This is a genomic window from Agrococcus sp. GCM10030265 (genome assembly GCF_042666675.1).
In the GTDB taxonomy this organism is placed as follows: Bacteria; Actinomycetota; Actinomycetes; order Actinomycetales; family Microbacteriaceae; genus Agrococcus.
This window is the reverse complement of sequence record NZ_JBHTCZ010000002.1, coordinates 217,953-243,052: the sequence shown is the minus strand read 5'-3', so window position 1 is coordinate 243,052 and position 25,100 is coordinate 217,953. Positions and strand designations below refer to the sequence as shown.

Sequence of the window (25,100 nt, the reverse complement as noted above, 5' to 3'; positions counted from 1 at the left end):
GACCTCGTCGGCGCCGCACGAGCCTTCATCGCTCGATTCGCCGCACGGCACCGGAGCCTGCGGCCGGCACGGCAGACGCAGCCTGCCACGACGTCGCACTCGCGTGGGCCCGAGCGGGCTCGAACCGCTGACCCCCGCCGTGTAAAGGCGGTGCTCTGACCGACTGAGCTACGGGCCCGCGTCGACCCTATGCGACGCACGGCCCGCCGCCGATCCGCGCCATGCGAGGGCGGCGACGGGTGCCGAGAGCGCGAGCACGATGCCGAGCGCGACGACGCATCCGAGCCACCCCGAGGCGGCGAACACCGGGCCGAGGGCGACCGCGGCAGCGGCACCGCCCAGGTAGTAGGCGGTGAGGTACAGGCCCACCGCCGACGAGCGCGCCACCGACGCGTGCCGCGCGACGAAGCCCGTCGCGCACGACTGGCCGGCGAACACGGCGACGCACGTGAGCGCGAGCCCCGCGACGATCGCCCACGTCGCGCCGCTGGCGCCGAGCGCGGCGAGCGCGAGGCCCGCGATCCCCACGGCGACCGCGATGCCGTACGTCGGCACGAGCCCGAGGCGCGCGACGACCGCGCCCACGCGCGGCGTCACGACGATCGCGAGCAGGAACACGACGAACACGAGCGACACCTGCCACTCCGCGAGCCCGTGCGGCGGCGCGACGAGCGCGAGCGAGCCGTAGGTGAACGACCCGACCTGCAGCGCGAGCAGCGCCGCCCCGACGACGCAGGTGGCGAGGATGCGCCCATCGCGCAGATGCGCCCCGATGCCCCGCACGCCCGCACCGACCGTCGCGGACGGCGCGAACCCGCGGTCCTGGGGCAGCCATGCGACCACGCCGCCGAGCGCCACGGCCACCACGACGGCGACGGCGACGAACGACCACTGCCAGCCCAGCGGCGCCGCGAGCCCGGCGACGAGCCGGCCGAGGAAGCCGCCGAGGGCGGTGCCCGCGACCTGCAGCGCGCCGAGCCGCACCGAGTGCGACCCCGGCCATGCCTCGGGGATCATCGCGATCGACGTCGAGAAGACGAACGGCACGAGCATGCCCTGCAGGATCCGCACCGCCACGAGCACCGAGAGGGTGGGCGCGATCGCGCACAGCAGCGTCGTCGCCAGCACGCCGACGAGCGCCCAGACGATCACCGCCCGGCGACCCAGCCGATCCGAGACGGCACCCGCGACGGGCGCCGACAGCGCGACGCCGAGCGTGGAGCCCGCGATCGTCCACGCCGCGGCGGCCTCCGACGCGTCGAGGTCGTGAGCGAGCGCGTCGAGGATGGGCTGCGTCGCGTAGAGCACCGACAGTCCACCCACGCCGGAGGCGACGACCGCGAGACGCTCGCGCCTCGTGGCGCCCCCGCCAGGCTCGCCGCCGGCGACGGCGTCAGCCAAGCTTCGCGAGCGCCTCGCGGTACGCGGCGAGCGGGCGGGCCTCGCCCGGCTCGGTGCGGAACGCGCCGGCGACGAGCCCCTGCGCGTCGATGAGGTACGTCGCGCGCGTCGCGACGCCCCGCTCGGGCAGGAACGCCCCGTAGCGGCTCGCGATCTCGCCGTGCGGCCAGAAGTCGGAGAGCAGGCGGAACGCGTAGCCCTCGACCTCGGCGAAGCGTGCGAGCGTCGCCTTCGAGTCGACCGAGATCGCGAGGAGCTCGACGCCGGCGTCGTCGAAGAGCTCCATCGAGTCGCGCAGCTCGCACAGCTCGCCCGTGCAGGTGCCGGTGAACGCGAGCGGGAAGAAGACGAGCGCCACGGGCGTGCCGCGCAGCTCGGAGAGGGTGACCTCCTCGCCCCGGTGGTCGACGAGGGTGAAGTCGGGCGCGATGTCGCCCACGATCGGTGCCATGGCCCCATCCTGGCATCGCTCCCGGCACCCGCTCGCGCGTGAGCCGTCCCGCCGTCGCGAGGTGCCGTCGTCGCGCTCAGGTGGAGCGCGCGCCGCACCGGAACGCGAGAGCCGCACCTCGCTGGTGGGAACCGCGCCTCGGGGCGAGAGCCGCACCTCGCTGACGCGAACCGCACGTCGCGATGGAACCCGCACCTCGCCATGGCGGACGCAGCACATTCCGCCACCGGCGCAGCACCGCCGAACGGCATCCCACCCCGGGCTAGAGTGGCTTGCGTCAGCGGTACCGGCGACCCCGGCCGCAACGACGACGCAGTCCACGAGCCACGCAGGAGTCAGCAGTGCCGGTGAACGACCAGGATCCCTACTCGGTCAACGCGATGGATCGGGATCCCGAGGAGACCGCGGAGTGGCAGGAGTCGCTCACCCAGCTCGTCGAGACCCACGGTCACGAGCGTGCGCGCGAGATCATGCTGAGCCTCCTCAAGCGGTCGAAGGACCTGCACCTCGGCGTGCCGATGGTGCCGACGACCGACTACATCAACACGATCGCCGCCGAGGACGAGCCGGAGTTCCCCGGCGACGAGGCCGTCGAGCGCCGCTACCGCCGCTGGATCCGCTGGAACGCGGCCATGACGGTGCACCGCGCGCAGCGCCCCGGCATCGCCGTCGGCGGCCACATCTCGACGTACGCGTCGAGCGCCTCGCTCTACGAGGTCGGCCACAACCACTTCTTCCGCGGCCGCGACCACGAGTCCGGCGGCGACCAGATCTTCTACCAGGGCCACGCCTCCCCCGGCATGTACGCGCGTGCGTACCTCGAGGGCCGCCTGAGCACCGACCAGCTCGACGGCTTCCGCCAGGAGAAGAGCCACGCGGGTGGTGGCCTCTCGTCGTACCCGCACCCGCGCCTCATGCCGGAGTTCTGGCAGTTCCCGACCGTGTCGATGGGCCTCGGCCCGATCAATGCGATCTACCAGGCGCAGGCGAACAAGTACCTCACGAACCGCGGCATCCTCGACCGCTCCGACAGCCGCGTCTGGGCCTTCCTCGGCGACGGCGAGATGGACGAGGTCGAGTCGCGCGGTGCGCTGCAGCTCGCCGCCAACGACGGGCTCGACAACCTGACGTTCGTCATCAACTGCAACCTGCAGCGCCTCGACGGCCCCGTGCGCGGCAACGGCAAGGTCATCCAGGAGCTCGAGTCGTTCTTCCGCGGAGCCGGCTGGAACGTCATCAAGGTCGTCTGGGGCCGCGAGTGGGACGGCCTGCTCGACCGCGACGACGACGGCGCGCTGCGCGACCTCATGAACGTCACGCCCGACGGCGACTACCAGACGTACAAGACCGAGGACGGCGCCTTCGTGCGCGAGCACTTCTTCGGTCGCGACCCGCGCACCCTCCAGCTCGTCGAGGACATGTCCGACGACGAGATCTGGAACCTCAAGCGCGGCGGCCACGACTACCGCAAGGTCTACGCGGCCTACAAGGCGGCGACCGAGCACACGGGCCAGCCCACCGTCATCCTCGCGAAGACGATCAAGGGCTACCAGCTCGGCAAGACCTTCGAGGGCCGCAACGCGACCCACCAGATGAAGAAGATGACGCTCGAGGACCTCAAGGGCTTCCGCGACCAGCTGCAGCTGCCCATCAGCGACGCGCAGCTCGAGGAGAACCCCTACCTCCCGCCGTACTACCACCCGGGCGCCGACTCCGACGAGATCCAGTACATGCACGAGCGCCGCAAGGCCCTCGGCGGGTACCTGCCCGAGCGCCGCTCGACGTCGACGACGGTCCCGCTGCCCGCCGGCGACGTCTACAAGATGCCGAAGAAGGGCTCCGGCAAGCAGGAGGTCGCCACGACGATGGCGTTCGTCCGTCTGCTGAAGGATCTGCTGCGCGTCGACGGCTTCGGCAATCGCATCGTGCCGATCATCCCCGACGAGGCGCGCACGTTCGGCATCGACGCGTTCTTCCCGTCGGCGAAGATCTACAACCCGCACGGCCAGAACTACACGTCGGTCGACCGCGACCTGCTGCTGAAGTACCGCGAGGCGCCCGACGGGCAGATCCTGCACGTCGGCATCAACGAGGCCGGCGCCATGGCGGCGTTCACCGCCGCGGGCACGTCGTACTCGACGCACGGCGAGCCGCTCATCCCGATCTACGTGTACTACTCGATGTTCGGGTTCCAGCGCACGGGCGACGCGATGTGGGCGGCGGGCGACCAGATGGCGCGCGGCTTCCTCATCGGCGCCACCGCAGGCCGCACGACGCTGACGGGCGAGGGCCTCCAGCACGCCGACGGCCACTCGCACCTGCTCGCATCCACGAACCCCGCGGTCGTCGCCTACGACCCCGCGTATGGCTACGAGATCGCGCACATCGTGCAGTCGGGCATCGAGCGCATGTACGGCTCGAGCCCCGAGAACGTCATGTACTACCTCACGGTGTACAACGAGCCGCAGGTGCAGCCCGCCGAGCCCGAGGGCGTCGACGTCGAGGGCATCGTGCGCGGCATCCACAAGGTCTCGGCCGGCGGCGACCAGGAGCTGCGCGTGCAGCTGCTCGCGTCGGGCGTCGGCCTGCCGTGGGTGCTCGACGCGCAGCGGATGCTCGCCGACGACTGGGGCGTGGGCGCCGACGTGTGGTCGGTGACGTCGTGGACCGAGCTGCGTCGCGACGCGCTCGCCGCCGAGGAGCACAACTTCCTGCACCCGCAGGACGAGTCGCGCGTGCCCTTCGTGACGTCGCGCCTGTCCGAGGCCGAGGGTCCGTTCGTCGCCACGAGCGACCACATGCACGCGGTCGCCGACCAGATCCGCCAGTGGGTGCCCGGCGACTACCTCACGCTCGGTGCCGACGACTTCGGCTTCTCCGACACGCGCGCGGCCGCCCGTCGCCACTTCCACATCGACAGCCACTCCGTCGTCGTGCGCGCCCTCGAGGGGCTCGCGCGCCAGGGCAAGGTGCCCCTCGGCACCGTGCAGCAGGCCATCGACCGGTACTCGCTCCACGACGTCAACGCCGGCACGTCCGGCTCGGCGGGTGGCGAGTCGTAGTCGGCGCGTTGGATCGCACGAAGGCGCAGCGGCTCGCCTGGCTGCGCCGCATCGCGGGTGACCTGTCGTCGCAGGTCCTGAAGGAGCTCGACGACACCCTCCCGTGGTACGGCACGATGCCGCCGTCGCGTCGCAGCGCCGTGGGGCTCGTCGCGCAGTCGGGCATCACCTCGTTCATCGAGTGGTACGAGGATCCGGATGCGCAGCCGTGGATCGCGGCGGACGTCTTCGGCGCGGCGCCGCGCGAGCTGCTGCGCTCGGTGAGCCTGCAGCAGACGCTGCAGCTCATCCGGGTCGTCGTCGCGGTCTACGAGCGACGCATCGCCGCCGAGGACGAGGCGATGCGCGAGCCGATCCTGCTCTACTCGCGCGACATCGCGTTCGCGGCTGCCGACGTCTACGCACGAGCGGCCGAGTCGCGCGGCCTGTGGGATGCGCGGCTCGAGGCCCTCGTCGTCGACTCGATCCTCACGGGCGAGTACGACGAGGAGCTGCCCTCGCGCTCCGCGGCCCTCGGCTGGGCGGGCCATGGCGACTGCGCCGTGCTCGTCGGCGTGGCGCCGCCGCAGGTCGACGTCGACGTCATCCGTCGCATCGCACGCCACCACGACGCCGACGTGCTCGTGGGCGTGCAGGGCGCGCGCCTCGTCGTCGTCATCGGCCGCGTGCTCACCGACGAGGAGTCGCCGTACTCGTTCCTCGACATCGCAGGTGCGCTCGAGCCGTCGTTCGGCGCGGGGCACCTCGTGCTCGGCGACCTCGTGGGCAGCGTCGTCGAGGCGTCGCGGTCGGCGAAGAGCGCGCTCGCGGGCTTCGCGGTCGCGAAGGCGTGGCGCAGCGCGCCTCGGCCGGTGCGCGCAGACGACCTGCTGCCCGAGCGCGCCCTGGCGGGCGACCCCATCGCCAGGCAGCAGCTCGTGCGCACGATCTACCGGCCGTTGCTCGACCACTCGAGCGACCTGCTCACGACGCTGTGGGCGTACCTCGACAACGGGCGCTCGCTCGAGGCGACGGCGCGCGAGCTCTTCGTGCATCCCAACACCGTGCGCTATCGCCTGAAGCGCATCTCCGAGCTCATCGGCTGGGATGCGACCGGCGCCCGCGAGTCGTTCATGCTGCACGCAGCGCTCATCCTCGGCGCGATCCAGGGCGGCGAGCCCCGCCGGTGATCGGCACCCCCGGTCGCGGCGCGCACGCGCCGCGGCATGCATCCCTCGACACCCCCTCTATGCGAAGGTGGACTCCGTGATCGTCGTCGTGGCTCCAGGACAAGGCTCACAGGCCCCCGGCTTCCTCTCCCCGTGGATCGAGGATGCCGCCGCCCGTACCCGGCTCGAGCAGCTGGGCGAGGCAGCAGGCGTCGACCTCGTGCTGCACGGCACCGAGTCGGACGCCGAGACCATCAAGGACACGCAGGTGGCGCAGCCGCTCATCGTGGCCGCCGGCATCCTCACGCTCGACGCCCTGCTCGGCGAGGCCGGGCGTCGCGAGGCCGTCGGCGGCATCGCCGGCCACTCCGTCGGCGAGATCACGGCGGCCGTCGGCGCGGGCGTGCTCATGCCGCTCGACGCCATGGCGCTCGTCGGCGAGCGCGGCCGCGCGATGGCGGAGGCCGCAGCGCAGGTCGCGACCGGCATGGCCGCGGTGCTCGGCGGCGACGCCGAGGCGCTCGAGGCTCGCCTGGCCGAGACGGGCCTCTCCCCCGCCAACTTCAACGGCGGCGGCCAGGTCGTCGTGGCCGGGCCCGTCGAGGGCATCGAGGCCCTCAAGGCCGAGCCGCCCGCGGGTGCACGGGTCATCCCGCTGCAGACCGCAGGCGCCTTCCACACGTCGTACATGGCCCCCGCCGTCGAGCGACTCCGCGCGAAGGCCGACGCGACGAACGCCGCCGTGCCGAACCTCCGCCTCTGGACCAACGCCGACGGCACCGAGGTCGTCGACGGCCGCCACTACCTCGACCTCATCGTCGGCCAGGTGGCGAACCCCGTGCGCTGGGACGCGTGCATGGACGCCTTCGTCGCCGCCGGCGTCACGGGCGTCATCGAGCTCGCCCCCGCCGGTGCGCTCGTGGGCCTCGCGAGGCGAGGCATGAAGGGCGTGCCCACGGTCGCGGTGAAGACGCCCGACGACCTGGCCGCCGCGATCGAACTGCTGGAGGCACCGTGACCACGCTGCACGTCCCCGAGACCCGCGCGGGCTCGCGCATCCTCTCCGTCGGCGCCGCGCGCGGCGACCTGACGGTGATGAACGCCGAGCTCGTCGGCCCCATCGACTCGTCCGACGAGTGGATCCGCCAGCGCACCGGCATCGTGTCGCGCAAGCGCGCCTCCGCCGGCGTCACGCTGCTCGACCTGTCGCAGGCGGCCGCCGAGGAGGCCATCGCGCGCTCCGGCATCGAGCCGTCGCAGATCGGCGCCGTCATCATCTCGACGATCTCGCACCACGTCGCGACGCCGTCGCTCGCATCGCTGCTCGCCGACCGCCTCGGCGCGACGCCCGCCGCCGCGTACGACATCTCGGCCGCGTGCGCCGGGTACGCGTACGGCATCGCGCAGGCCGACGCCCTCGTGCGATCGGGCACGAACGACTACGTGCTCGTCATCGGTGCCGAGAAGCTCTCGGAGGTCGTCGACCCCACCGACCGCTCGATCTCGTTCCTGCTCGGCGACGGCGCGGGCGCCGTCATCGTCGGCCCGTCCGACACGCCCGGCATCTCGAAGAGCGTCTGGGGTTCCGACGGCTCGAAGTGGGACACCATCCGCATGACGTCGCCGTACACGGAGATCGAGCACGGCGCGCCCTGGCCCACCCTGCGGCAGGACGGTCAGACCGTGTTCCGCTGGGCCGTGTGGGAGATGGCGAAGGTCGCGAAGCGCGCCCTCGACGAGGCGGGCGTCGCGCCCGAGGATCTCGCCGCCTTCATCCCGCACCAGGCGAACATGCGCATCATCGACGAGTTCGCCAAGCAGCTCGGCCTGCCCGACACCGTCGCCATCGCGCGCGACATCGAGACGACCGGCAACACGTCGGCCGCGTCGATCCCGCTCGCGACCCACCGCCTGCTCGAGGAGCACCCCGAGCTGTCCGGCGGCCTCGCCCTCCAGATCGGCTTCGGAGCCGGCCTGGTCTATGGCGCGCAGGTCGTCGTCCTCCCATAGGCTCATAGCCGCTACCGCACTGAAGGAGAAGAACGATGGCACTGACCAACGATGAGGTCCTCGCAGGGCTCGCAGAGCTCGTGAACGACGAGACCGGCATCTCGGTCGAGAACGTCCAGCTCGAGAAGTCGTTCACGGACGACCTGGACATCGACTCCATCTCGATGATGACGATCGTCGTCAACGCCGAGGAGAAGTTCGACGTGAAGATCCCCGACGACGAGGTCAAGAACCTCAAGACCGTCGGCGACGCCGTCACGTTCATCACGAACGCCCAGGCCTGAGCCGAGCGTGGGGCGGCCGCGAGGTCGCCCCACAGCCATGCAGGCGCGATGACGCGCCGCAAGACACGAGAGAGCCCTGCATGACGAAGAAGATCGTCGTCACCGGCATCGGCGGCACGTCGCCGCTCGCCGGGACCATCCATGAGACCTGGGATGCGCTGCTCGCCGGCGCATCCGGCGCACGCTCGCTCGAGCACCCCTGGGTCGCCGAGCTCGAGCTGCCCGTGACGTTCGCCGCCGAGGTGGCCGTGCGTCCCGAGACCGTGCTCGAGCGCCCGGTCGCGAAGCGCCTCGACCCCTCCAGCCAGCTCGCCCTCGTCGCCGCCAAGGAGGCCTGGGCGGACGCCGGCTCGCCCGACGTCGCGCCCGAGCGCCTCGGCGTCGACTGGGCCACGGGCATCGGCGGCGTGTGGACGCTGCTGGACGCGTGGGACACGCTGCGCGAGAAGGGCCCCCGCCGGGTGCTGCCCATGACCGTGCCGATGCTCATGCCCAACGCGCCGTCGGCCGCCGTGTCGATGCACTTCGAGGCTCGCGCGTTCGCCCGCACCGTCGCCTCGGCGTGCGCGTCGAGCACCGAGTCGATCGCGATGGCCTACGAGCACCTGCAGTCGGGCGTCGCCGACGTCGTCATCGCCGGCGGCTCCGAGTCGGCCATCCACCCGATCACGATCGCGTCGTTCGCGTCGATGCAGGCGCTGTCGCGCCGCAACGACGACCCGTCGCACGCCTCGCGCCCGTACGACCTGCACCGCGACGGCTTCGTGATGGGCGAGGGTGGCGCAGCGCTCGTGCTCGAGACCGAGGAGCATGCGCTCGCCCGCGGTGCCCGCATCTACGCGGAGCTCGCCGGCGGCGGCGTCACGGCCGACTCGTACCACATCACCGCTCCCGAGCCCGAGGGCCTGGGCGCCAGCCGCGCCGTGCTGGCCGCGCTCGAGCAGGCGGGCGCGTCGGTCGACGACGTGACGCACGTCAACGCGCACGCGACGTCGACGCCCGTCGGCGACGTCGCCGAGGTGCGCGCGCTGCAGCGCGTCTTCGGCGATCGGGCCGTCGAGATCCCCGTCTCCGCCACGAAGGGCGCCCACGGGCACCTCCTGGGCGGCACGGGCGCGCTCGAGGCTGCGTTCACGGTGCTCGCGCTGCACCACCGCATCGCTCCCCCGACGATCAACGTCGAGGAGCAGGACCCGGAGGCGCCGCTGTCGATCTCGTCGACGCCGGTCGAGCTGGGCTCCGGCGCGCAGCTCGCGATCTCGAACTCGTTCGGGTTCGGCGGCCACAACGCGGTCGCCGCGTTCCGCTCGGTCTGACCCGACGACGAAGGGCCCCGCCGCGAGGCGGGGCCCTTCTGCATGCCGCAGCGCGATGCGCCGAGCGACACGAGGGCCCCGCCGTCCTCGGCGGGGCCCTCGGGGCATGTGGGGCTGCGGCGGTCAGCCCGCCTTGTGCAGCCAGATGACGGGGCTCGCGTCGCTCGCGTGCCGGAACACCTCGAGCTCGTCGTCCCAGTCGGTGCCGAGCGCGCCGCGCAGCTCGCGCTGCAGGGCGTCGACGTCGCGCCCCGCGAGCTCGATCGCCGCGCGCACCCGATGCTCGGAGACGAGCACCGTGCCGAGCGCGTCGACCGTGGTGCGCGTCATGCCGAGGCTCGGCGTGTGCATCCAGCGCGAGCCCTCGACGCCGCCCTCCTCGGTGACCTCGAAGCGCACGTCGGGCCAGCCGCGCAGGGCGCTGGCGATCGCGGCGCCCGATCCCTCGCGGCCCTGCCACGGCACCTCGGCGCGACGAGCGCCGGGCAGCACCGGCTGGTCCTCCCAGCGGATGGGCGACGGGTCGCCGAGGGCGCGCCCGATCGCCCACTCGATGTGGGGGCACAGCGCCTTCGGGGCAGCATGGATGAACACCATGCCACTCGCAGCGTCTGCATGCAGCGCACTCATGTCGTCCTCCGTTCGATGCGGCTTCCCCTCCGACCGAACGAGTCGACGACATCAGTATGCGCCCCGAGGCGCGAGGAGGACAAGCCGGTGCGGCGAGGCCGCATCGCGGGAGGCGGCTCAGGTGGCGGAGGACTCCGCGAAGACGGGGCGCTGCTCGCCCGCGCGCACGGCGAACGGCAGGCGGTTCTGCGCAGGCGGCAGCGGGCAGTTGAACTGGTCGCTCATGGAGCACGGCGGCACGACGGCGCGGTTGAGGTCGAGCTCGACCGAGCCGTCGCGGCGCGGGCGCACGAAGAGGAAGCGGCCGACGCCGTACGTCTCGTCGCCCGTCGTCGCATCGGCGAAGACGATCTGCAGCGCATCGCCGTCCGGCAGCGCCAGCAGCGCGAGGTCGTGTCCGTCGTGACGCAGATGCACGGTGCCCGCCATGCGCTCGACGCGCTCGCCACCCTGGCTGCGCCCTACGGTCGCCTCGAGCGCGGAGGCGGCAGGCTCGAAGGTGCCCTCGAGCACCCATGCCGGGTCGTGGTCGTATGCGGCGAAGCCCTGGAAGCGAGCGATGGCGTCGGACTCCGCATCCCACACGCGCACGCCGACGCCCTCGGCCCGCGTCAGCACGAAGGCGGTGCGGGTGTCGTCGAAGCGCACGCGGCTCGGCGTCATGCCGTCGTGCGGATGCACGACGACCGTGCCGTCGACGACGCGGCCGTCGACCGTGACGTCGTCGGCAGCGGACGCGGTGAGGGCGACGCCGTCGCCCGCGGGCGTCGGCGCCCACGTGCCCGGCACGCCCTCGATCGTCGTGGGCTCGGTGATCCATGCCGTCGTCACGAGCGCGAGGGCGCCCTGCGCCGTCTGCACGCTCTGCTCACGACGGCGCCGGAAGGCTGCGTGGTCCTGCTCGGAGCTCATGCATCCACCCTAGGACCGTCGCCGACGACGTCCGCGCACGCTCCCCCGGCGCTCAGCGCGCGTGCACGAGCCAGAGCGCGACGACGCCGAGTGCGACCGCGGCGGGCGCCACGACGAGGCTCAGCAGCATGTATCGAGCCCACGACACGCGCACGCCCATCGCGGCGAGCCGGTCGTGCCACAGCAGGATCGCGAGCGACGCCCATGGCGTCACGAGCGCGCCCGCGTTGACGCCGACGAGCAGCGACGCCATGCGGATCGCGTCGGTCGCGAGCGGCTCGAGCGCCAGGTAGGCGGGCAGGTTGTCGACGCCGTTCGCGAGCAGCGCGCCCGCGCCCGCGAGGCGCAGCAGATCGCCCAGGCCGTCGCCCGTGCCGACGATCGGCTCGAGCAGCGAGGCGAGGCCGCGCGCGTGCAGGGTCTCGACGACGAGGAAGAGGCCGACGGCGAGCAGCACGATCTGCCACGGCACGAGGCTCGGTCGCAGCGCACGCGGGCGTCGCACGGCGACGAGCACGACGAGCAGCGCCGCGGCGACCGACGCGGGGATCCACACCTCGACGCCGCTGACGAGCGCGGGCACGAGCAGCGCCACGACGACGCCCGCGCCGACCGTGAGGATGCGGTCGGGCTCGGGCTCGACGGGCTGCCGTTCGAACCGGGCGGCGAGGCTGCGCCGATGCGCGATGGCGACGACGACGGCGGGCACGACGATGCCGACGATCGCGGCCGGAGCCATGAGCGCGGCGAACGCCGCCGGCGGAAGGCCCAGGGAGTGCTGCGCGAGGAGGTTCGTGAGGTTCGACACGGGCAGCAGCAGCGAGCCCGTGTTCGCGATCCACACGGTCGTGAGCGCGAACGGCAGCGGGTCGAGGCGCAGGTGCCGCGCGAGCAGCACGACGACCGGCGTCAGCAGGACGGCGGTCGTGTCGAGCGACAGCAGGATCGTCGCGACGGCGGCGAGGGCGAGCACGAGCAGCCACACGACCCACGCGCGCCCCAGGCCGAGGGCGCCGAGCCGCTCGGCGATGGCGTGGAAGACGCCCGCCGCGGCCGCGAGCTCGGCGACGATCGTCGCCGCGACGACGAACAGCAGCACGGGCCACGTGCGCTCGCCGATGCCGAGGGCCGCATCGAGCGGCAGGACCCCCGTGGCGAGCAGCACGCCACCGATCGCGACGAGCACGGCTCCGGCGATGCCGATCCACGGCAGGTCGCGCAGCCGCTCGTGCAGGGGCTGCCGTGCCCTGCCGACGTGCTGGACGTCGTCGGGCACGTCTCGCATCGTATGCCCGCCCGCCACCCGCGGCGCGCACGGCCGCGTCGCACGAGCGCAGGTGGCCTGCGGGCGGCGTGCACGCCCCGCACGAGCGGCGCGTGGGTGCGCGTCAGCGGCGCGGGTCGACCTGCTCGGCCGCTGGCTCGACCCCATCGGCATCGGCGACCGCGACCGAGGCCCGCTGCCCCGCGTACTGCGAGGACAGCACCCGGTAGGAGCGCGTGAGGAACCCGCCGACGCCGAGCAGCACCGTCGCGAGCCCCGCGACGAGGAACACGAGCGCGATGCCGCGGGCCGAGCCGTCGCCGAGCAGCCAGCCGAACGTCGCCCGCCCCGCCGCGCCCTCCATGTACGGGATGATCGCGAACTCGGCGATGGGTGCGATGAGGAACGACGTCACGGGTGCGGCGGCCGACTCGAACGCCTGCGCGAACCCGAAGACGCGACCCTGGCGCTGGAACGGCACGACCTTCTGGATGACCGTCTGCTCGGCGGCCTCGACGGCGGGCACGAGGGCCATCCACATCCAGATGCCGACGGCGTAGAGCAGCCACCACTCGCGGATCGTGAAGAGGGCGCCGAGGATGCCCATGCCGACGACGATGAGCAGCATGGTGCGGATGGGATTGCGACCGAGGCCCGTCTTGGCGATGACGGCACCGCCGACGATGAAGCCCGTCGACGCGACGCCGAGCACGACGCCCCACAGCTCGACGGGGAAGAGCTCGAGCCCGTAGGGATCCATGAGCGCCATGTAGACGCCGCCGATGAGGTTGTTGAACGTGGAGAAGACGATGAGCGCGAACAGGCCGGGCGCGGCGCGCACCGCCCGGATGGCGCCGCGCACGTCGACCGCGCCGCCGCCCTCGGCGTCGTGCTCGGGCTGCGCCTCGGGGATGCGGACGAACGCGAGGTGCGCGAGCGCCACGCCCGTCGCGACGATGGCGATGCCGAGCGTGATGCCCATGCCGAGGAGGCCGATCGCGAGGCCGGAGAAGACGCTCGTGATCATGAACGCGACGCCCTGCACCGTGCCGACGAGGCCGTTGGCGTTGACGCGGCGCTGCTCGGGCACGAGCAGCGTGACCGTGGTCGACAGCGCGATGTTGCGCATGTTCTCGACGACGGCGCCGAACAGGATGATGCCGGAGAAGAGCCAGAACCAGGGGCCGCCGACGTCGAGCAGCGCCGCCTCGGGGAACAGCAGGTAGAGCACGCCCGCCACGGAGAACGCCGCGAGCGTCACGACGCTCGAGAGCACCATGACGCGATGCTTCCGATGGCGGTCGACGATCGTGCCGAAGAGCATGGCGAAGATCGCCACGAGGAGCATGTACGCGCCGCCGATGATGCCCGTCGCGAGCACCGAGCGCGTCTCGAGGTAGACCCAGAACGTGAGCGCGAACCAGAGGAAGCTGGTCGTGACGTTGGCGACGAGCGTGTTGACGAGCACGTGCCCGAAGCGGCGCATGCCGTCGGCCGGCACCTCGGGGTTCGTCGTGGAGGGGCGGGGGGCTGCGTCGCCGGGGATGGGCTCGCTCATGGTGGGAGCATAGGCCGCACCGCCGACACCCGCGCGGGCGGCCTCGACCGGGGTGCTCAGGCGCCGAGGTCGGCCAGCACCGCCCGAGCGACCCGATCCCCGGACACGAGGGCCCCGTGGATCGACGCGGTGTCTCGGTGGTCACCAGCCACGTAGGTGCGGTCGGCCACGCGAGCGGGGGCAGCGACCGCGAGCGGCGGCAGCTCGGCCGGCAGCGTATGACGCACGTCGTCGCGACGCAGCAGGCGCCACGCATCCACCTCCACGCCCCAGATGCGGCGCAGCTGCGCCCGCACGTCGGACTCGACCGCATCGCCGAGCAGGCACGTCGCCTCGACGAGGAACCTGCCGGCGGGCGCGTACGTCGGCACCGAGCCCGAGACGACCGTCGAGTGCAGCACGGGCCCCGAGCGCGTGCCGTCGACGTGGAGCATGCGCGAGCGCGTCGGCGATGCGGGTGCGTCGAACCACCACGTCTGCAGGCCGCGGGTCGCGGGCGCGGGCACGTCGACGAGGCCGGCGACGGCCTCCGGGCCGACGGCGACGACCACGGCGTCCGCGTGCACGGCGTCGCCGCCCGCGACGTCGACCCGCACGCCCGCGCCCTCGCGCGCGACGCGCACCGCCCGACGGTCGAGGCGCAGCTCGGCGCCGTCGTCGCGCGCGCCGGCCGACAGCTGCTCGGGAAGGGCCTGGATGCCGCGAGCGGGCAACCCGGGGCGGCCGAGCGCGAACATGCGCACGAGCAGCCGCACGAACGCATCCGAGGTCGTGCCCGCGCCGTCGGCGACGACGCTCGCGAGGAAGGGCTCGAGCACCTCGCGGCGCAGCGGCCCGTGCACGTGCCCCCGCTCCCACGCCTCGGCGAGGGTCGCGTCGTCGCCCGCGGCGGCCGCACGGATCGTGCCTCGCGGGTCGACGATCGCGGGACCTGCCCACGCGGCGAGCGCGGCGAGCTCGCGCGGGTCGAGCAGGCCGCTCGCGAGCGTCGCGCCGATCCTCGACGGATGGCGCAGCGGATGGGCGAGCTCGGCGAGGCCGCCCTCGCGTCGCACCCGCACGCCCACCGGGAAGCGGCGCAGGTCGAGGCCGTCGACGTCGACCCACCGCTCGATCGCCGGGTACGAGGGGTTCAGCACGTGGAAGCCGCGGTCGAGCAGGAACCCGTCGACGGCATCGGTGCGCTGCCGACCACCGACGGCGTCGGACGCCTCGAGGACGACGACGTCGAGCCCCGAGCGGGTGAGGCGCACGGCAGCGCGGAGGCCGGCGAGGCCGGCGCCGAGCACGATGACGTCGTGGCGATCCATGCTCCGACGCTACGGGCAGCCGGCGACGCGGCGGGAGGGGTGGACAGGCGCTCGCACGACCTCAGCCGGCGAGCGCCATCGCGAGCCGCACGTACGCGCGCGCCGCCGTGCCGAGGTCGGCGATGCGCACGTGCTCGTCGGGCTGATGCGCCTGCCCCGTGATGTCGCCCGGGCCGAGGATGATGGTCGGGCAGCCGTGATGCTCGGCGACGAAGCCGCCCTCGCATGCGGCCGTCCACACCTCCACGCGACTCGTGCGCCCCTCGGCAGCGAGCGCGGCGACGGCGGCGTCGACGAGCGGATGCGCCGCATCGGTCGTGAAGCCGGGCATCGCCATGAGCGTGGCGCCCTCGACGGTGCAGCCCAGCGACTCGACGCGCGGCCGCACCTCGGCGAGCAGCGCCTGCAGCACGGTGCCGGCATCCTCGCCCGGCAGCAGCCGCCGGTCGACGAGCAGCGTGCAGCGGTCGGGCACGATGGACGTCGCATGGCCGCCGTCGATGCGGCCCACGCTCCACGAGGCCGATCCGAGCAGTCCCGAGGCTCCGGCGCGCAGCGCGGCGTGGTCGGCGAGGATCGCGTCGACCACGGCTGCCGCGCCGGCGATCGCCGACGCGCCGTCCTCGGGCCTGCCTGCGTGCGCGGCGCGACCGTGCACGACGATCTCGTGGTTCGACGCGCCGCGGCACGCGACGACGGTCGCGAGGTCGGTGGGCTCGGCGACGATGCACGCGAGGTACGGGCGCGGCGGGTGCCGCAGCTGCGCCGCCATGCCGAGCGCGAGGTCCTCCTCGTCCGCCGTGACGAGCAGCTCGAGCGGCACGTCCGGGCGGATGCGGTGCACGGCCGCGAGCGCCTGCAGCACGGCTGCCAGGCCGCCCTTCATGTCGGTGGCGCCGCGACCCACGAGGGTGCCGTCGACGACCGTGGGCGCGAACGGATCGCGCGTCCACCCGGGGCCTGCGGGCACCACGTCGCTGTGGCCGAGGAAGAGCAGGCCCGCCGAACCGGAGGCGTCGACGTCCGGCCCGAAGCGCACCGACGCGTTCGGGCGGCCCGGCGCAGCCTCCTCCAGCGCGACGCGACCGCCGAGCCGCGACGCGATGGCGGCGAGCGCGCGTGCCGCCCGCGCCTCGGTGCCGCCGGGGTTCTCGCTCGGCGCGAGGATGAGGCTCGACGCGTCGGCGACGATCGTCGCCTCGTCGACGAGCGCGAGCGCCCGCTCGACGTCGGCGTCGCGCGTCATCGCACCACCAGCTCGCGCGGGACGTGCGTGAGCAGCTCGATGCCCGACTCGGTGACGGCCACCGACTCCGACAGCTCGCAGCCCGATCCCGTCAGCCACATGCCCGCGATGACGTGCAGCGTCATCCCCGGCTGCAGCACCGTCTCGTCGTCGCCGCGCACCGACACCGTGTGCTCGCCCCAGTCGGGCGGGTAGCCGATGCCGATCGAGTAGCCGAGCCGCGACGCCTTCTCGTAGCCCGCCCGCGCGAGGTGGGCCTGCCAGAGGCCGTGCACCTCGGCGAGCGTGCGGCCCGGCGTCATCGCGTCGAGCACGAGGTCGAGGCCGTCGGCCGTGACGGATGCGAGGGCGCGCAGCTCGCGAGACGGCTCCCCGAGCGACACGGTGCGCGCGAGCGGCGCGTGGTAGCGCTCGGAGACGCCCGCGATCTCGAACGACACCGCCTCGCCCGCCTCGAGCACGCGGCCCGAGTACGTCATGTGGGGCGTGTCCGCCGACTCGCCCGTGGGCAGCATCGGCACGATCGCCGGGTAGTCGCCCGCGACGCCGTCGACGCCCGTGGCCTGCGCGTGCGCGACGACGGCCGCGAGCTCGTGCTGCCCCATCCCGGGCCTCACGGCCTCGAAGCCCGCGAGCATCGCCGCGGTGCAGACGCGACCGGCCGCGCGCATGCGCTCGAGCTCGGCAGGGCTCTTCACGAGCCGCGCCCAGTTGACGAGCTGCTCGGCGTCGACGAGCGTCCACTCCGGCGCGGCCGCCTGCAGCGCGAGGAACGATCGCACCGTGAGGAAGTGCGCCTCGGCCTCGTAGCCGACGCGACCCGGCTGCACGAGGCCCCGCTCGCGCAGCGCATCCACGATCCAGGAGAACGGATGGCGGTCCGGCTGGTGCACCCACGTCTCCGGATACCCGAGGATGCGCGACGCGGCCAGCCGCGCCGTGCGGTGCGCGCCGTTCGCGTCCATGGCGCGCAGCGCGAGGACGGGCTCCTCGTCGTGGGTGACGAGCAGCAGCTGCGGCATGTAGAACGACCAGGCGTCGTAGCCCGCGAGGTAGTGGATGTTCGCCGGATCGGCGACCACGAGCGCATCGAGGTCGGCGGCGGCCATGCGCTGCCGCACGGCGTCGAGTCTGGCTGCGAGCTCGTCGGTCGCGAATGGCATGCGGCTCCCCTCGGCGGTGTGCGGCCACGCTACCCGTGCGCGGGGCGGACGCCCGTCAGCCCTGCGGCGGCGTGCGCATCCACAGCTGCCCGACGATGTCGAGGAACACCCACACGTCGCCCGACGAGTACGTCTCGGGCGCGCCGGAGCCGCCGAGCATCGGGTAGGGCACCGGGTAGTAGACCGACCCCGCATCGATGGGGCCGAGCCGCTCGACGACCGCGCGCACGAGCGGGCTGGGGAAGACGAACGACTGGAAGCCCACGTCGTCGACGACGGTGCGGCGGAACTCGTCGAGCGACGCCGCCTCGTAGCCCTTCGAGCCGCCCTGCAGCGGGTACAGCACGGCGAAGCGACGCTGCGCCTCGTCGGAGAGGATGACGTGGCCGAGCCGCGAGTAGCCGTGCACCAGCGGGTACGGCTCGTGCATGCGCGGCCACTGCGGCAGCATCTCGGCGGTGGGCGCCGGCTCCGATGCGAAGGTGAAGGGCGCCCATCCGGGCAGGTCGGCGAGCCACTGCGACGTCATGCACGCGACGCTACGTGCCGAGCCTGGACGGCTCGTGCAGCCTCGTGGATCATCCGCTGGGATGACGGCGACCGGCCTCGCGGCCGACGACGACGCATGCGCCAGCGGCGGAGGGTGGGAGCATGCCCACCGTCACCACCCGCATCGCGTCGCCGCAGCTGCGCGTCGACCTCGACGCCCTCGCCGCCAACGCCCGCACCATCCGCCGCGGCGCTCGCGGTCTCGTCGCCGTCGTGAAGGCCGACGCCTTCGGGCACGGCGACGTCGCCGCGCACCTGCTCGCCAACGGCGCGGACTGGCTCGGCACGACGTCGCTCGACGAGGCGGTGGCGCTGCGACGGCGCACGGGCGCGCGCACGCTCGCCTGGCTGGCCTCCCCCGCCGCCGACTTCGACCCGGCCGTCGCGGCCGGCGTCGACGTGGCCGTGCCATCGCTCGCGCATCTGCGCGCCGTCGTGGCCGCCGCACGAGCGACCGGCAAGCGCGCGCGCGTGCACCTGCACGTCGACCTCGGCATCGCCCGCGACGGTGCGCCGAGGGAGGCGTGGCGCGAGCTCGCGACGTTCGCCGGCGCCCTCGCCCGCATGGGCGTCGTCGAGCCCGTCGGCGTCATGGGGCACCTGAGCCACGCGGCGCACCCGCTCGACCCGCGCAACCGCACGCAGCGCATGCTCTTCGACAACGCCGTGCGCGCGGCGTCGCGTCGCGGCTTCGTGCCGCAGGTGCGGCACGTCGCGGCGACGGCGGCGGCGCTGCGCGGCATCGGCACCGAGTACGAGCTCGTGCGCGTCGGTGCGGGCCTCTACGGCATCGACCCGGCCGGCGGCGACGCGCTCGCAGCCGTCGTCGGACTCGCCGCGCCCGCCGTCGTCGTGCGCGACGTCGCAGCGGGCACGGGCGTCGGCTACGACCACGCCTGGGTGGCCGACCGACGCACGCGCCTCGCGACCATCCCGGTCGGCTACGCCGACGGCATCCCGCGCGTCGCCTCCGGCCGCGCCGAGGTGCTCGTGCGCGGACGCCGCGCACGGGTCGTCGGTGCGGTGTCGATGGATCAGGTGGTCGTCGACGTCGGCGACGCGGGGGTCGAGCCCGGCGAGCCCGTCACGATCGTGGGCACCGAGCCGGCGGCGCCGACGCTCGGCGACTGGGCGTCGTGGTCGGGCACGATCGCGCACGACATCGTGACGCACCTCGGTTCCAGGTGGCAGCGGTCGTTCACGGGAGGTGCGGCATGCGCGTGATGGTGGTGGGCGGAGGTGCGTCGAACGAGCACGACGTGTCGCTCGCGAGCGCGGCCGCCGTGGCGGAGGCGCTGGCGACACGGCACGACGTCGTGCGGGCGACCATCGGTCGGGACGGGTCGTGGACGGTCGGCGGCGTGGTGCACGCGCATCCCGAGCTCGTCGCCGCGCTCGCGGACGTCGACGTCGTCTTCCCCGCGCTGCACGGCGTCGGAGGCGAGGACGGCACGCTGCAGGGGTTCCTCGCGACGCTCGGGGTGCCGTACGTCGGCTGCGGCGTCGAGGCGAGCGCCGTGTGCATGCGCAAGGACGTCACGAAGGCCGTGCTCGCGGCGTACGGCGTCGCGACCGTCGACGGTCGCGTCGTCGCGACCCCGGTCGAGGCGGCCGCGGCGATGGCCGCGCTCGGCGCGCCCGTCGTGGTGAAGCCGCTCGCCGACGGGTCGAGCGTCGGGCTGCTCGTCGCATGGACGGCCGCGGAGGTCGCGGCGGCGTGCGCCGCGGGGCCGAGGCTCGTCGAGCGCTACTCGGGCGGCATGGAGGTCGACGTCGCCGTCGTCGAGCTGGGCGGCGTCGTGCGCGTCGGGTCGCCGCTCGAGATCGTCCGCGAGCCCGGCGGCGTGTTCGACGCCGCCGCGAAGTACGGAGGCGAGCCGCCGTTCGTGCTGCCTGCTCGGCTCTCCCCCGCCGTGCGCGCCCGCATCGAGGCCGAGTCGGTGCGGGTCTTCGCAGCGCTCGGCTGCCGAGGCCTCGCGCGCGTCGACTGGTTCGTCGACGGCGAGCGCCTCGTCTGCAACGAGGTCAACACCATGCCCGGGATGACGGCGCGCAGCCAGCTGCCCCGGATGCTCGCGCATGCGGGCGTGCCGTTCGAGGAGCTGGTCGACGGGCTCGTGCGCGGCGCGGCGGGGGCGCTCGAGGTCGTCTAGCCGAGCTCGACGATCTGGCGCAGCGCAGCGCCCGAGGCGAGCGCATCCATGCCGCTCGCGACGTCGTCGAGGCCGATGCGGCTCGACACGAGCACGCCGACGTCGAGGTCGCCCGCGCGCCACATCGCGGCATAGCGCGGGATGTCGCGCGACGGCACCGCCGAGCCGAGGTAGCTGCCCACGAGCGACCTGCCCTCGCCGACGAGCGCCGTCGGCGACAGGGAGAGGCGGGCGCCCGGATGCGGCAGGCCCACCGTGACGGTGCGACCGCCGGGCGCCGTGAGCGCGACGGCGGCCTCGAGCGCCGGGATCGCTCCCGCCGCCTCGACGACGCAGGCGAAGCGCTCCGTCGCGTCGGCGAGCTCGTCCGCCGTCGCCGCACGCGCGCCGAGGCGCTCGGCGAGCGCGCGCTTCTCGGGCACGGGATCGACGGCGACGACCTCGACGTCCGGCAGGCCGAGGGCGACGAGCACCGCCGCCATGCCCACGCCGCCCAGCCCGACGACCGCGATCGTCGAGCCGGGCTCGGGCCGCGCGGCGTTGAGCACCGCACCGCCTCCCGTGAGCACGGCGCAGCCGAGGAGCGAGGCGACGTCGGCCGGCACGTCGGCGTCGACGCGCACGACGGAGCGGTGGTCGACGACCGCATGGGTCGCGAAGCCCGAGACGCCCAGGTGATGGTGCACGGGCTCGCCGCCCATCGCGAGGCGCCGCTCGCCCGAGAGCAGCGTGCCCGCCGCGTTCGACGCCGAGCCGCGCTCGCACGGGCTCGCGCCGCCCGACGCGCATCCCCTGCACTCGCCGCAGCGCGGCAGGAACGTCATCACGACGCGGTCGCCGACCGCGAGCGCGGGCACCGAGGCGCCGACCTCCTCGACGATGCCGGCGGCCTCGTGGCCGAGCAGCATGGGCACGGGCCTGGCGCGGTCGCCGTTCACGACCGAGAGGTCGGAGTGGCACAGGCCAGCGCACTCGATGCGCACGAGCACCTCGGTGGGCCCGGGTGCGGCGAGCTCGAGCGTCTCGACCCGCAGCGGACGCGACAGGGCGTACGGGCGCTCGGCTCCGATCTCGTGCAGCACGGCTCCGCGGATGGACGTCGTCGTCATGCGCCCGAGTCTGCCAGCGGTTGCGCGCTCGCGCTCGGGGCGTGCGCACCGAGCCTCGGCGCGCGGGCCCCGCTCAGAGCCGCGGCGTGCGCGGCGGCTCGCTGCGCCGGTCGCCCGTCGCCTCGAACGCGGCCGCGAGCCTCAGCAGCGCGGTGTCGTCGTAGGCGCGACCCGCGAACGTGAGGCCGACGGGCATGCCGATGTCGGCCATCGTGCCCATCGGCACCGTCACGGTCGGGATGCCGAGGTGGCGGATGGCGAGGTTGCCGTTCGCCACCCACACGCCGTTCGCCCAGCCCGCATCGGCGGAGGCGGGGTCGACGTCCATGTCGGCGGGCCCGACGTCGGCGACGGCGGGGAAGACGACGGCGTCGAGGCCGAGCGCATCCATCCACGCCTCGAGGTCGATGCGGCGGGTCTCCTCGAGCCCTCGCATGCCCCCCTCGAGCTCGGGCATGTCGCGCCACGAGGCACCCGGGTTCGCGGCCACCCACGCCGGATAGTGCGGCAGGTCGTCGGCGAAGCCGTCGTAGCGGTCGGGCAGCGCGCCGGGCGGCGGCGGGAAGATGGTGGCGCCGTCGACGCCCGCGAGGGTGCGCAGCGCGGGGTCGCCGTTCGCGTCGAGGAAGTCCTCCCACGCCCATGCGGACAGGTCGAGGATCTCGCGCCGCAGGTACTCGGGGCTCACGAGGCCGCGCGTCGCGATCGTGGGCGCCCCCGCGCGGTCGCCCTCGTAGTTCGTGACCGCCGGGAGGTCGACCTCGACGACCGTCGCGCCCGCCGCCTCGAGATCGGCGCGCGCCGCGGCCCACAGCTCGAGCGACGACGGCCGCGGGCGGATGGGCCTGCCGGTCGCGCCGCCGATGCCGCCATCGGGGTTCGAGCCCGCGTCGGGGTCGGTGCCGACGTACATGCGCGGCACGCCGATCGTCGCCCCTGCGAGCGCGCCCGCGTCTCGGGCGAGCGCGACGTAGGAGCCGGGACGGATCGTCGACGCCGCCGGGATCGGCACCCACGGCTGCGTGCGCCACAGGTCGCCGCGCGTCTCGGGGTCGTCGGCGACGACGACGTCGAGCACCTCGAGGAGGTCGGCCATCGTGCGCGCATGCGGCACGACGACGTCCATCGTGGGCACGAGCGGCCAGTTGCCGCGCGTCGAGATGACGCCCCGCGACGGCGTGTACGCGCAGAGCGCACCGTTCGACGCCGGCCCGCGGCCGCTCGACCACGTCTCCTCGCCGAGCCCGAACGCCGCCATGCTCGCCGCGGTCGCCGTGCCCGAGCCGTTCGACGAGCCCGAGCCGAACGGCGCGGGCAGCCAGTCGGACGAGTACGGGCTCTCGGCGCGACCGTAGAGGCCGCGCTGCATGCCGCCGTTGGCCATGGGCGGCATGTTCGTGAGGCCGAGGCAGATGGCGCCGCCCGCCCGCAGCCGCTCGATCGTGAACGCGTCGCGCTGCGCGACGAGGTGCGCGAAGGCCGGGCTGCCGGCCGCGGCGGTGAGCCCGCGCACGAGGTAGGAGTCCTTCGCGGTGTACGGGATGCCGTCGAGCGGCCCGAGCACGGCGCCCGCCGCGCGTCGCGCATCCGCCGCCTCCGCCTCGGCGAGCGCATCCGGGTTGCGCACGACGACGGCGTTGAGCGCCGTCGCGGTGCCGGGCGCGTCGTACGCGTCGATGCGCGCGAGGTACGCCTCGACGAGCTCGACCGCCGTCGTCTCGCCGCGCTCGAGCGCACCGCGCAGCTCGGCGATCGTCGCCTCGACGACGTCGACGCTCACCGGCCGACCGCCGGCTGCTGCTGCGTGATGCAGTGGATGCCGCCGCCGCGCGCGAAGATCTCGCGTGCGTCGACCGTCACGACGCGGCGACCCGGGTAGGCGTCCTCGAGGATCGCGCGCGCCTCGTCGTCGGCCCGCGGCTCGCCGAAGCCGCAGGCGACGACGCCGTCGTTCGTCACCAGGTGGTTCACGTAGCTCCAGTCGACGAAGCCCTCGTCGTCGCGCAGCGTCTCGGGCGCGGGCAGGTCGACGATCTCGAAGCGACGGCCGGCGGCGTCGGTCTGCTCGGCGAGCATCGCGCGCAGCTCGGCGGTCACGACGTGGTCGGGATGCGCGGCGTCGCGCTGCTGGTGCAGGAGGAGCCGGCCGGGCGACGGGATGGTCGCGACGATGTCGACGTGCCCCTTCGTGCCGAAGCGGTCGTAGTCGCGCGTGAGGCCACGCGGCAGCCACACGGCGTGCGTCGCGCCGATCGTGCGCGCGAGCTCCGCCTCGACGCGCGCCGCGTCGGCGTGCGGGTTGCGCTCGTCGCCCAGCTGCACGGTCTCGGTGACGAGCACGGTGCCCTCGCCGTCGACGTGGATGCCGCCGCCCTCGTTGACGAGCACCGACGACACGATCTCCGCGTCCACCATGTCGCCGACGATCCGTGCGATCTCGTTCGACAGGGCCGCGTTGGCCCAGTCGGGCGATCCCCAGCCGTTGAAGATCCAGTCGACGGCGCCCAGCACCCCGGGGCGCTCGTCGTCGACGACGAACGTCGGGCCGAAGTCGCGCATCCAGAACTCGTCGAGCGGCGCCTCGACGACCTCGACGGCCGAGCCGAGCATGCGGCGGGCGCGAGCGAGCTCGCTGGGGTCGACGACCATCGTGACGGGCTCGAGGTCGGCAACGGCGAGCGCGACGTCGGTCCAGGCGCGGTAGCCGGCCTCGCGCTCCGCGTCGCTCTCGCCGAGGGTCACGCCCTCGACGGGGAACGCCATCCAGGTGCGCTCGTGGGGTGCGGTCTCCGCGGGCATCCGCCAGGCCATGGCTTCCTCCATCCGTGCGACGAACGCTGTTGGTCGTGCGCTCAACGACGCACGCTACGCCGTGGGCGTCGCGAGGTCAATGCTCGGCGTCGACGCTCGGCGACGACGCCTCGAGGCCGAGGAGCGTCGCCACGCCCCGCATCGCGTCGTCCATCGCCGACGTGGGATCGACCTCGCGCACGAGCGAGTGCGCGTTGACGCCGTCGACGATGGCGAGCACCTGCCACGCCGCGCGTCCCGCGTCGTCGACCACGAGCTCGCCCGCCGTCGCACCCTCGGCGATCACCTCGGCGAGCAGCGCGTGCCAGGCATCCATCTGCTCGCGCACCGCGGCCGCCAGCGCGGCGTTCGACCGCCCGAGGGCCCACCCCTCGACCCACAGCACCGTGACCTCCTCGCGCGAGCCGTCGAGCACGGTCGCGAGCACGTCGAGCATGCGCTGCCGGTGATCGCGACGCCCCGCGACGATCGCGCGCACCTCGGCGACCTCCGCCCCCACGAGCTCGCGGTACGCGCGAGCGACGAGCTCGTGCATCGACGGGAAGTAGTGGGCGACGAGACCCTGCGTCACGCCCGCCCGCTCGGCGACGGAGCGCACCGTGAGCGCGCCGAGCCCGTCGGCGCCTGCGATCGCGATGGCGGCGGCGAGGATCTCGGCGGTGCGCTCCCCGGGCGCCTTGCGCGTGCGCCGGGGGCGGTCGTCCGTTGCCATCGCGCGTCAGC

General features: G+C 73.9%; 22 protein-coding genes and 1 tRNA gene. 8 read left to right on the top strand and 15 right to left on the bottom strand.

Translation table 11 applies throughout. From position 1 onward, the window contains the following. Window positions 1-104: 104 nt before the first annotated feature. The 3 genes from ACFQPP_RS05315 to ACFQPP_RS05305 form a co-directional block, all read right to left on the bottom strand. Window positions 105-178, bottom strand: a tRNA-Val gene (locus ACFQPP_RS05315). Then, window positions 169-1,401, bottom strand: coding sequence for an MFS transporter (locus ACFQPP_RS05310; protein ID WP_376915515.1), 1,233 nt, complete (start codon window positions 1,399-1,401; stop codon window positions 169-171). The genes ACFQPP_RS05315 and ACFQPP_RS05310 overlap by 10 nt, the downstream gene beginning before the upstream one ends. Beyond that, on the bottom strand, window positions 1,394-1,852 hold the full coding sequence (locus ACFQPP_RS05305; RefSeq protein WP_376915514.1) for a peroxiredoxin: 459 nt from the start codon (window positions 1,850-1,852) through the stop codon (window positions 1,394-1,396). Before ACFQPP_RS05305 ends, ACFQPP_RS05310 begins: the two co-directional genes overlap by 8 nt. 341 nt (window positions 1,853-2,193) lie before the next feature. Here ACFQPP_RS05305 and aceE point away from each other — a divergent pair, with 341 nt between their 5' ends. From aceE to ACFQPP_RS05275, 6 genes are all read left to right on the top strand, one after another. Beyond that, on the top strand, window positions 2,194-4,914 hold the full coding sequence (gene aceE / locus ACFQPP_RS05300; protein ID WP_376915513.1) for a pyruvate dehydrogenase (acetyl-transferring), homodimeric type: 2,721 nt from the start codon (window positions 2,194-2,196) through the stop codon (window positions 4,912-4,914). Window positions 4,915-4,922: 8 nt separating this feature from the next. Next, the gene (locus ACFQPP_RS05295) at window positions 4,923-6,083 is read left to right on the top strand and encodes a PucR family transcriptional regulator (RefSeq protein WP_376915512.1); all 1,161 of its coding nucleotides are present in this window, start codon (window positions 4,923-4,925) and stop codon (window positions 6,081-6,083) included. A gap of 76 nt (window positions 6,084-6,159) precedes the next feature. After that, window positions 6,160-7,080 (top strand): ACP S-malonyltransferase, encoded by a 921-nt coding sequence (locus ACFQPP_RS05290; RefSeq protein ID WP_376915511.1) that lies wholly within the window; start codon window positions 6,160-6,162, stop codon window positions 7,078-7,080. Next, window positions 7,077-8,072: a beta-ketoacyl-ACP synthase III gene (locus ACFQPP_RS05285; RefSeq protein WP_376915510.1), complete on the top strand. Its 996-nt coding sequence runs from the start codon at window positions 7,077-7,079 to the stop codon at window positions 8,070-8,072. Before ACFQPP_RS05290 ends, ACFQPP_RS05285 begins: the two co-directional genes overlap by 4 nt. 35 nt (window positions 8,073-8,107) lie before the next feature. Beyond that, a complete protein-coding gene (locus ACFQPP_RS05280) occupies window positions 8,108-8,356 on the top strand; it encodes an acyl carrier protein (RefSeq protein ID WP_376915509.1) in 249 nt (82 codons plus the stop codon). 80 nt (window positions 8,357-8,436) lie between these two features. After that, the gene (locus ACFQPP_RS05275; RefSeq protein WP_376915508.1) at window positions 8,437-9,672 is read left to right on the top strand and encodes a beta-ketoacyl-[acyl-carrier-protein] synthase family protein; all 1,236 of its coding nucleotides are present in this window, start codon (window positions 8,437-8,439) and stop codon (window positions 9,670-9,672) included. A gap of 123 nt (window positions 9,673-9,795) precedes the next feature. On the opposite strand, the gene ACFQPP_RS05270 is transcribed toward ACFQPP_RS05275, so the two are convergent. The 8 genes from ACFQPP_RS05270 to ACFQPP_RS05235 form a co-directional block, all read right to left on the bottom strand. Beyond that, window positions 9,796-10,269 carry a DUF3145 family protein gene (locus ACFQPP_RS05270; RefSeq protein ID WP_376915507.1) on the bottom strand — a complete coding sequence of 158 codons (474 nt, stop codon included), beginning with the start codon at window positions 10,267-10,269 and terminating at the stop codon, window positions 9,796-9,798. 150 nt (window positions 10,270-10,419) lie between these two features. Beyond that, window positions 10,420-11,214, bottom strand: a complete 795-nt coding sequence (locus ACFQPP_RS05265; protein WP_376915506.1) for a DUF1684 domain-containing protein — start codon at window positions 11,212-11,214, stop codon at window positions 10,420-10,422. Between the two features lie 52 nt (window positions 11,215-11,266). Next, complete coding sequence (locus ACFQPP_RS05260; RefSeq protein ID WP_376916755.1) at window positions 11,267-12,436, bottom strand: SLC13 family permease; 1,170 nt, start codon at window positions 12,434-12,436, stop codon at window positions 11,267-11,269. Window positions 12,437-12,602: 166 nt separating this feature from the next. After that, on the bottom strand, window positions 12,603-14,036 hold the full coding sequence (locus ACFQPP_RS05255) for an MFS transporter (protein WP_376915505.1): 1,434 nt from the start codon (window positions 14,034-14,036) through the stop codon (window positions 12,603-12,605). Window positions 14,037-14,092: 56 nt separating this feature from the next. Beyond that, on the bottom strand, window positions 14,093-15,346 hold the full coding sequence (locus ACFQPP_RS05250; RefSeq protein ID WP_376915504.1) for an FAD-dependent oxidoreductase: 1,254 nt from the start codon (window positions 15,344-15,346) through the stop codon (window positions 14,093-14,095). Between the two features lie 61 nt (window positions 15,347-15,407). Beyond that, on the bottom strand, window positions 15,408-16,592 hold the full coding sequence (locus ACFQPP_RS05245; protein ID WP_376915503.1) for a M20 family metallopeptidase: 1,185 nt from the start codon (window positions 16,590-16,592) through the stop codon (window positions 15,408-15,410). Continuing rightward, complete coding sequence (locus ACFQPP_RS05240) at window positions 16,589-17,755, bottom strand: M24 family metallopeptidase (RefSeq protein ID WP_376915502.1); 1,167 nt, start codon at window positions 17,753-17,755, stop codon at window positions 16,589-16,591. The genes ACFQPP_RS05245 and ACFQPP_RS05240 overlap by 4 nt, the downstream gene beginning before the upstream one ends. A 55-nt stretch (window positions 17,756-17,810) precedes the next feature. Beyond that, complete coding sequence (locus ACFQPP_RS05235; RefSeq protein ID WP_376915501.1) at window positions 17,811-18,284, bottom strand: T6SS immunity protein Tdi1 domain-containing protein; 474 nt, start codon at window positions 18,282-18,284, stop codon at window positions 17,811-17,813. Window positions 18,285-18,406: 122 nt separating this feature from the next. Here ACFQPP_RS05235 and alr point away from each other — a divergent pair, with 122 nt between their 5' ends. Continuing rightward, window positions 18,407-19,528: an alanine racemase gene (alr, locus tag ACFQPP_RS05230; RefSeq protein ID WP_376915499.1), complete on the top strand. Its 1,122-nt coding sequence runs from the start codon at window positions 18,407-18,409 to the stop codon at window positions 19,526-19,528. After that, the gene (locus ACFQPP_RS05225; protein WP_376915498.1) at window positions 19,519-20,457 is read left to right on the top strand and encodes a D-alanine--D-alanine ligase; all 939 of its coding nucleotides are present in this window, start codon (window positions 19,519-19,521) and stop codon (window positions 20,455-20,457) included. Before alr ends, ACFQPP_RS05225 begins: the two co-directional genes overlap by 10 nt. Here ACFQPP_RS05225 and ACFQPP_RS05220 read toward each other — a convergent pair. The 4 genes from ACFQPP_RS05220 to ACFQPP_RS05205 form a co-directional block, all read right to left on the bottom strand. After that, a complete protein-coding gene (locus ACFQPP_RS05220) occupies window positions 20,454-21,566 on the bottom strand; it encodes an alcohol dehydrogenase catalytic domain-containing protein (protein ID WP_376915496.1) in 1,113 nt (370 codons plus the stop codon). The two genes, ACFQPP_RS05225 and ACFQPP_RS05220, sit on opposite strands and share 4 nt — an antisense overlap. A gap of 73 nt (window positions 21,567-21,639) precedes the next feature. Further along, window positions 21,640-23,346, bottom strand: coding sequence for an amidase (locus ACFQPP_RS05215; RefSeq protein ID WP_376915495.1), 1,707 nt, complete (start codon window positions 23,344-23,346; stop codon window positions 21,640-21,642). After that, on the bottom strand, window positions 23,343-24,377 hold the full coding sequence (locus ACFQPP_RS05210) for an agmatine/peptidylarginine deiminase (protein WP_376915494.1): 1,035 nt from the start codon (window positions 24,375-24,377) through the stop codon (window positions 23,343-23,345). The genes ACFQPP_RS05215 and ACFQPP_RS05210 overlap by 4 nt, the downstream gene beginning before the upstream one ends. A gap of 76 nt (window positions 24,378-24,453) precedes the next feature. Next, window positions 24,454-25,089, bottom strand: a complete 636-nt coding sequence (locus tag ACFQPP_RS05205) for a TetR/AcrR family transcriptional regulator (protein ID WP_376915492.1) — start codon at window positions 25,087-25,089, stop codon at window positions 24,454-24,456. Between the last annotated feature and the right edge of the window lie 11 nt (window positions 25,090-25,100).

What these genes read in the sequence shown, in the direction of transcription:
- ACFQPP_RS05305 (WP_376915514.1), bottom strand. Translation starts at nt 1,852, where the DNA reads ATGGCACCGATCGTGGGCGACATCGCGCCCGACTTCACCCTCGTCGAC.
- ACFQPP_RS05280 (WP_376915509.1), top strand. Translation starts at nt 8,108, where the DNA reads ATGGCACTGACCAACGATGAGGTCCTCGCAGGGCTCGCAGAGCTCGTG.
- ACFQPP_RS05275 (WP_376915508.1), top strand. Translation starts at nt 8,437, where the DNA reads ATGACGAAGAAGATCGTCGTCACCGGCATCGGCGGCACGTCGCCGCTC.
- ACFQPP_RS05270 (WP_376915507.1), bottom strand. Translation starts at nt 10,269, where the DNA reads ATGGTGTTCATCCATGCTGCCCCGAAGGCGCTGTGCCCCCACATCGAG.
- ACFQPP_RS05265 (WP_376915506.1), bottom strand. Translation starts at nt 11,214, where the DNA reads ATGAGCTCCGAGCAGGACCACGCAGCCTTCCGGCGCCGTCGTGAGCAG.
- ACFQPP_RS05255 (WP_376915505.1), bottom strand. Translation starts at nt 14,036, where the DNA reads ATGAGCGAGCCCATCCCCGGCGACGCAGCCCCCCGCCCCTCCACGACG.
- ACFQPP_RS05250 (WP_376915504.1), bottom strand. Translation starts at nt 15,346, where the DNA reads ATGGATCGCCACGACGTCATCGTGCTCGGCGCCGGCCTCGCCGGCCTC.
- ACFQPP_RS05245 (WP_376915503.1), bottom strand. Translation starts at nt 16,592, where the DNA reads ATGACGCGCGACGCCGACGTCGAGCGGGCGCTCGCGCTCGTCGACGAG.
- ACFQPP_RS05240 (WP_376915502.1), bottom strand. Translation starts at nt 17,755, where the DNA reads ATGCCATTCGCGACCGACGAGCTCGCAGCCAGACTCGACGCCGTGCGG.
- ACFQPP_RS05235 (WP_376915501.1), bottom strand. Translation starts at nt 18,284, where the DNA reads ATGACGTCGCAGTGGCTCGCCGACCTGCCCGGATGGGCGCCCTTCACC.
- alr (WP_376915499.1), top strand. Translation starts at nt 18,407, where the DNA reads ATGCCCACCGTCACCACCCGCATCGCGTCGCCGCAGCTGCGCGTCGAC.
- ACFQPP_RS05225 (WP_376915498.1), top strand. Translation starts at nt 19,519, where the DNA reads ATGCGCGTGATGGTGGTGGGCGGAGGTGCGTCGAACGAGCACGACGTG.
- ACFQPP_RS05220 (WP_376915496.1), bottom strand. Translation starts at nt 21,566, where the DNA reads ATGACGACGACGTCCATCCGCGGAGCCGTGCTGCACGAGATCGGAGCC.
- ACFQPP_RS05210 (WP_376915494.1), bottom strand. Translation starts at nt 24,377, where the DNA reads ATGGCCTGGCGGATGCCCGCGGAGACCGCACCCCACGAGCGCACCTGG.
- ACFQPP_RS05205 (WP_376915492.1), bottom strand. Translation starts at nt 25,089, where the DNA reads ATGGCAACGGACGACCGCCCCCGGCGCACGCGCAAGGCGCCCGGGGAG.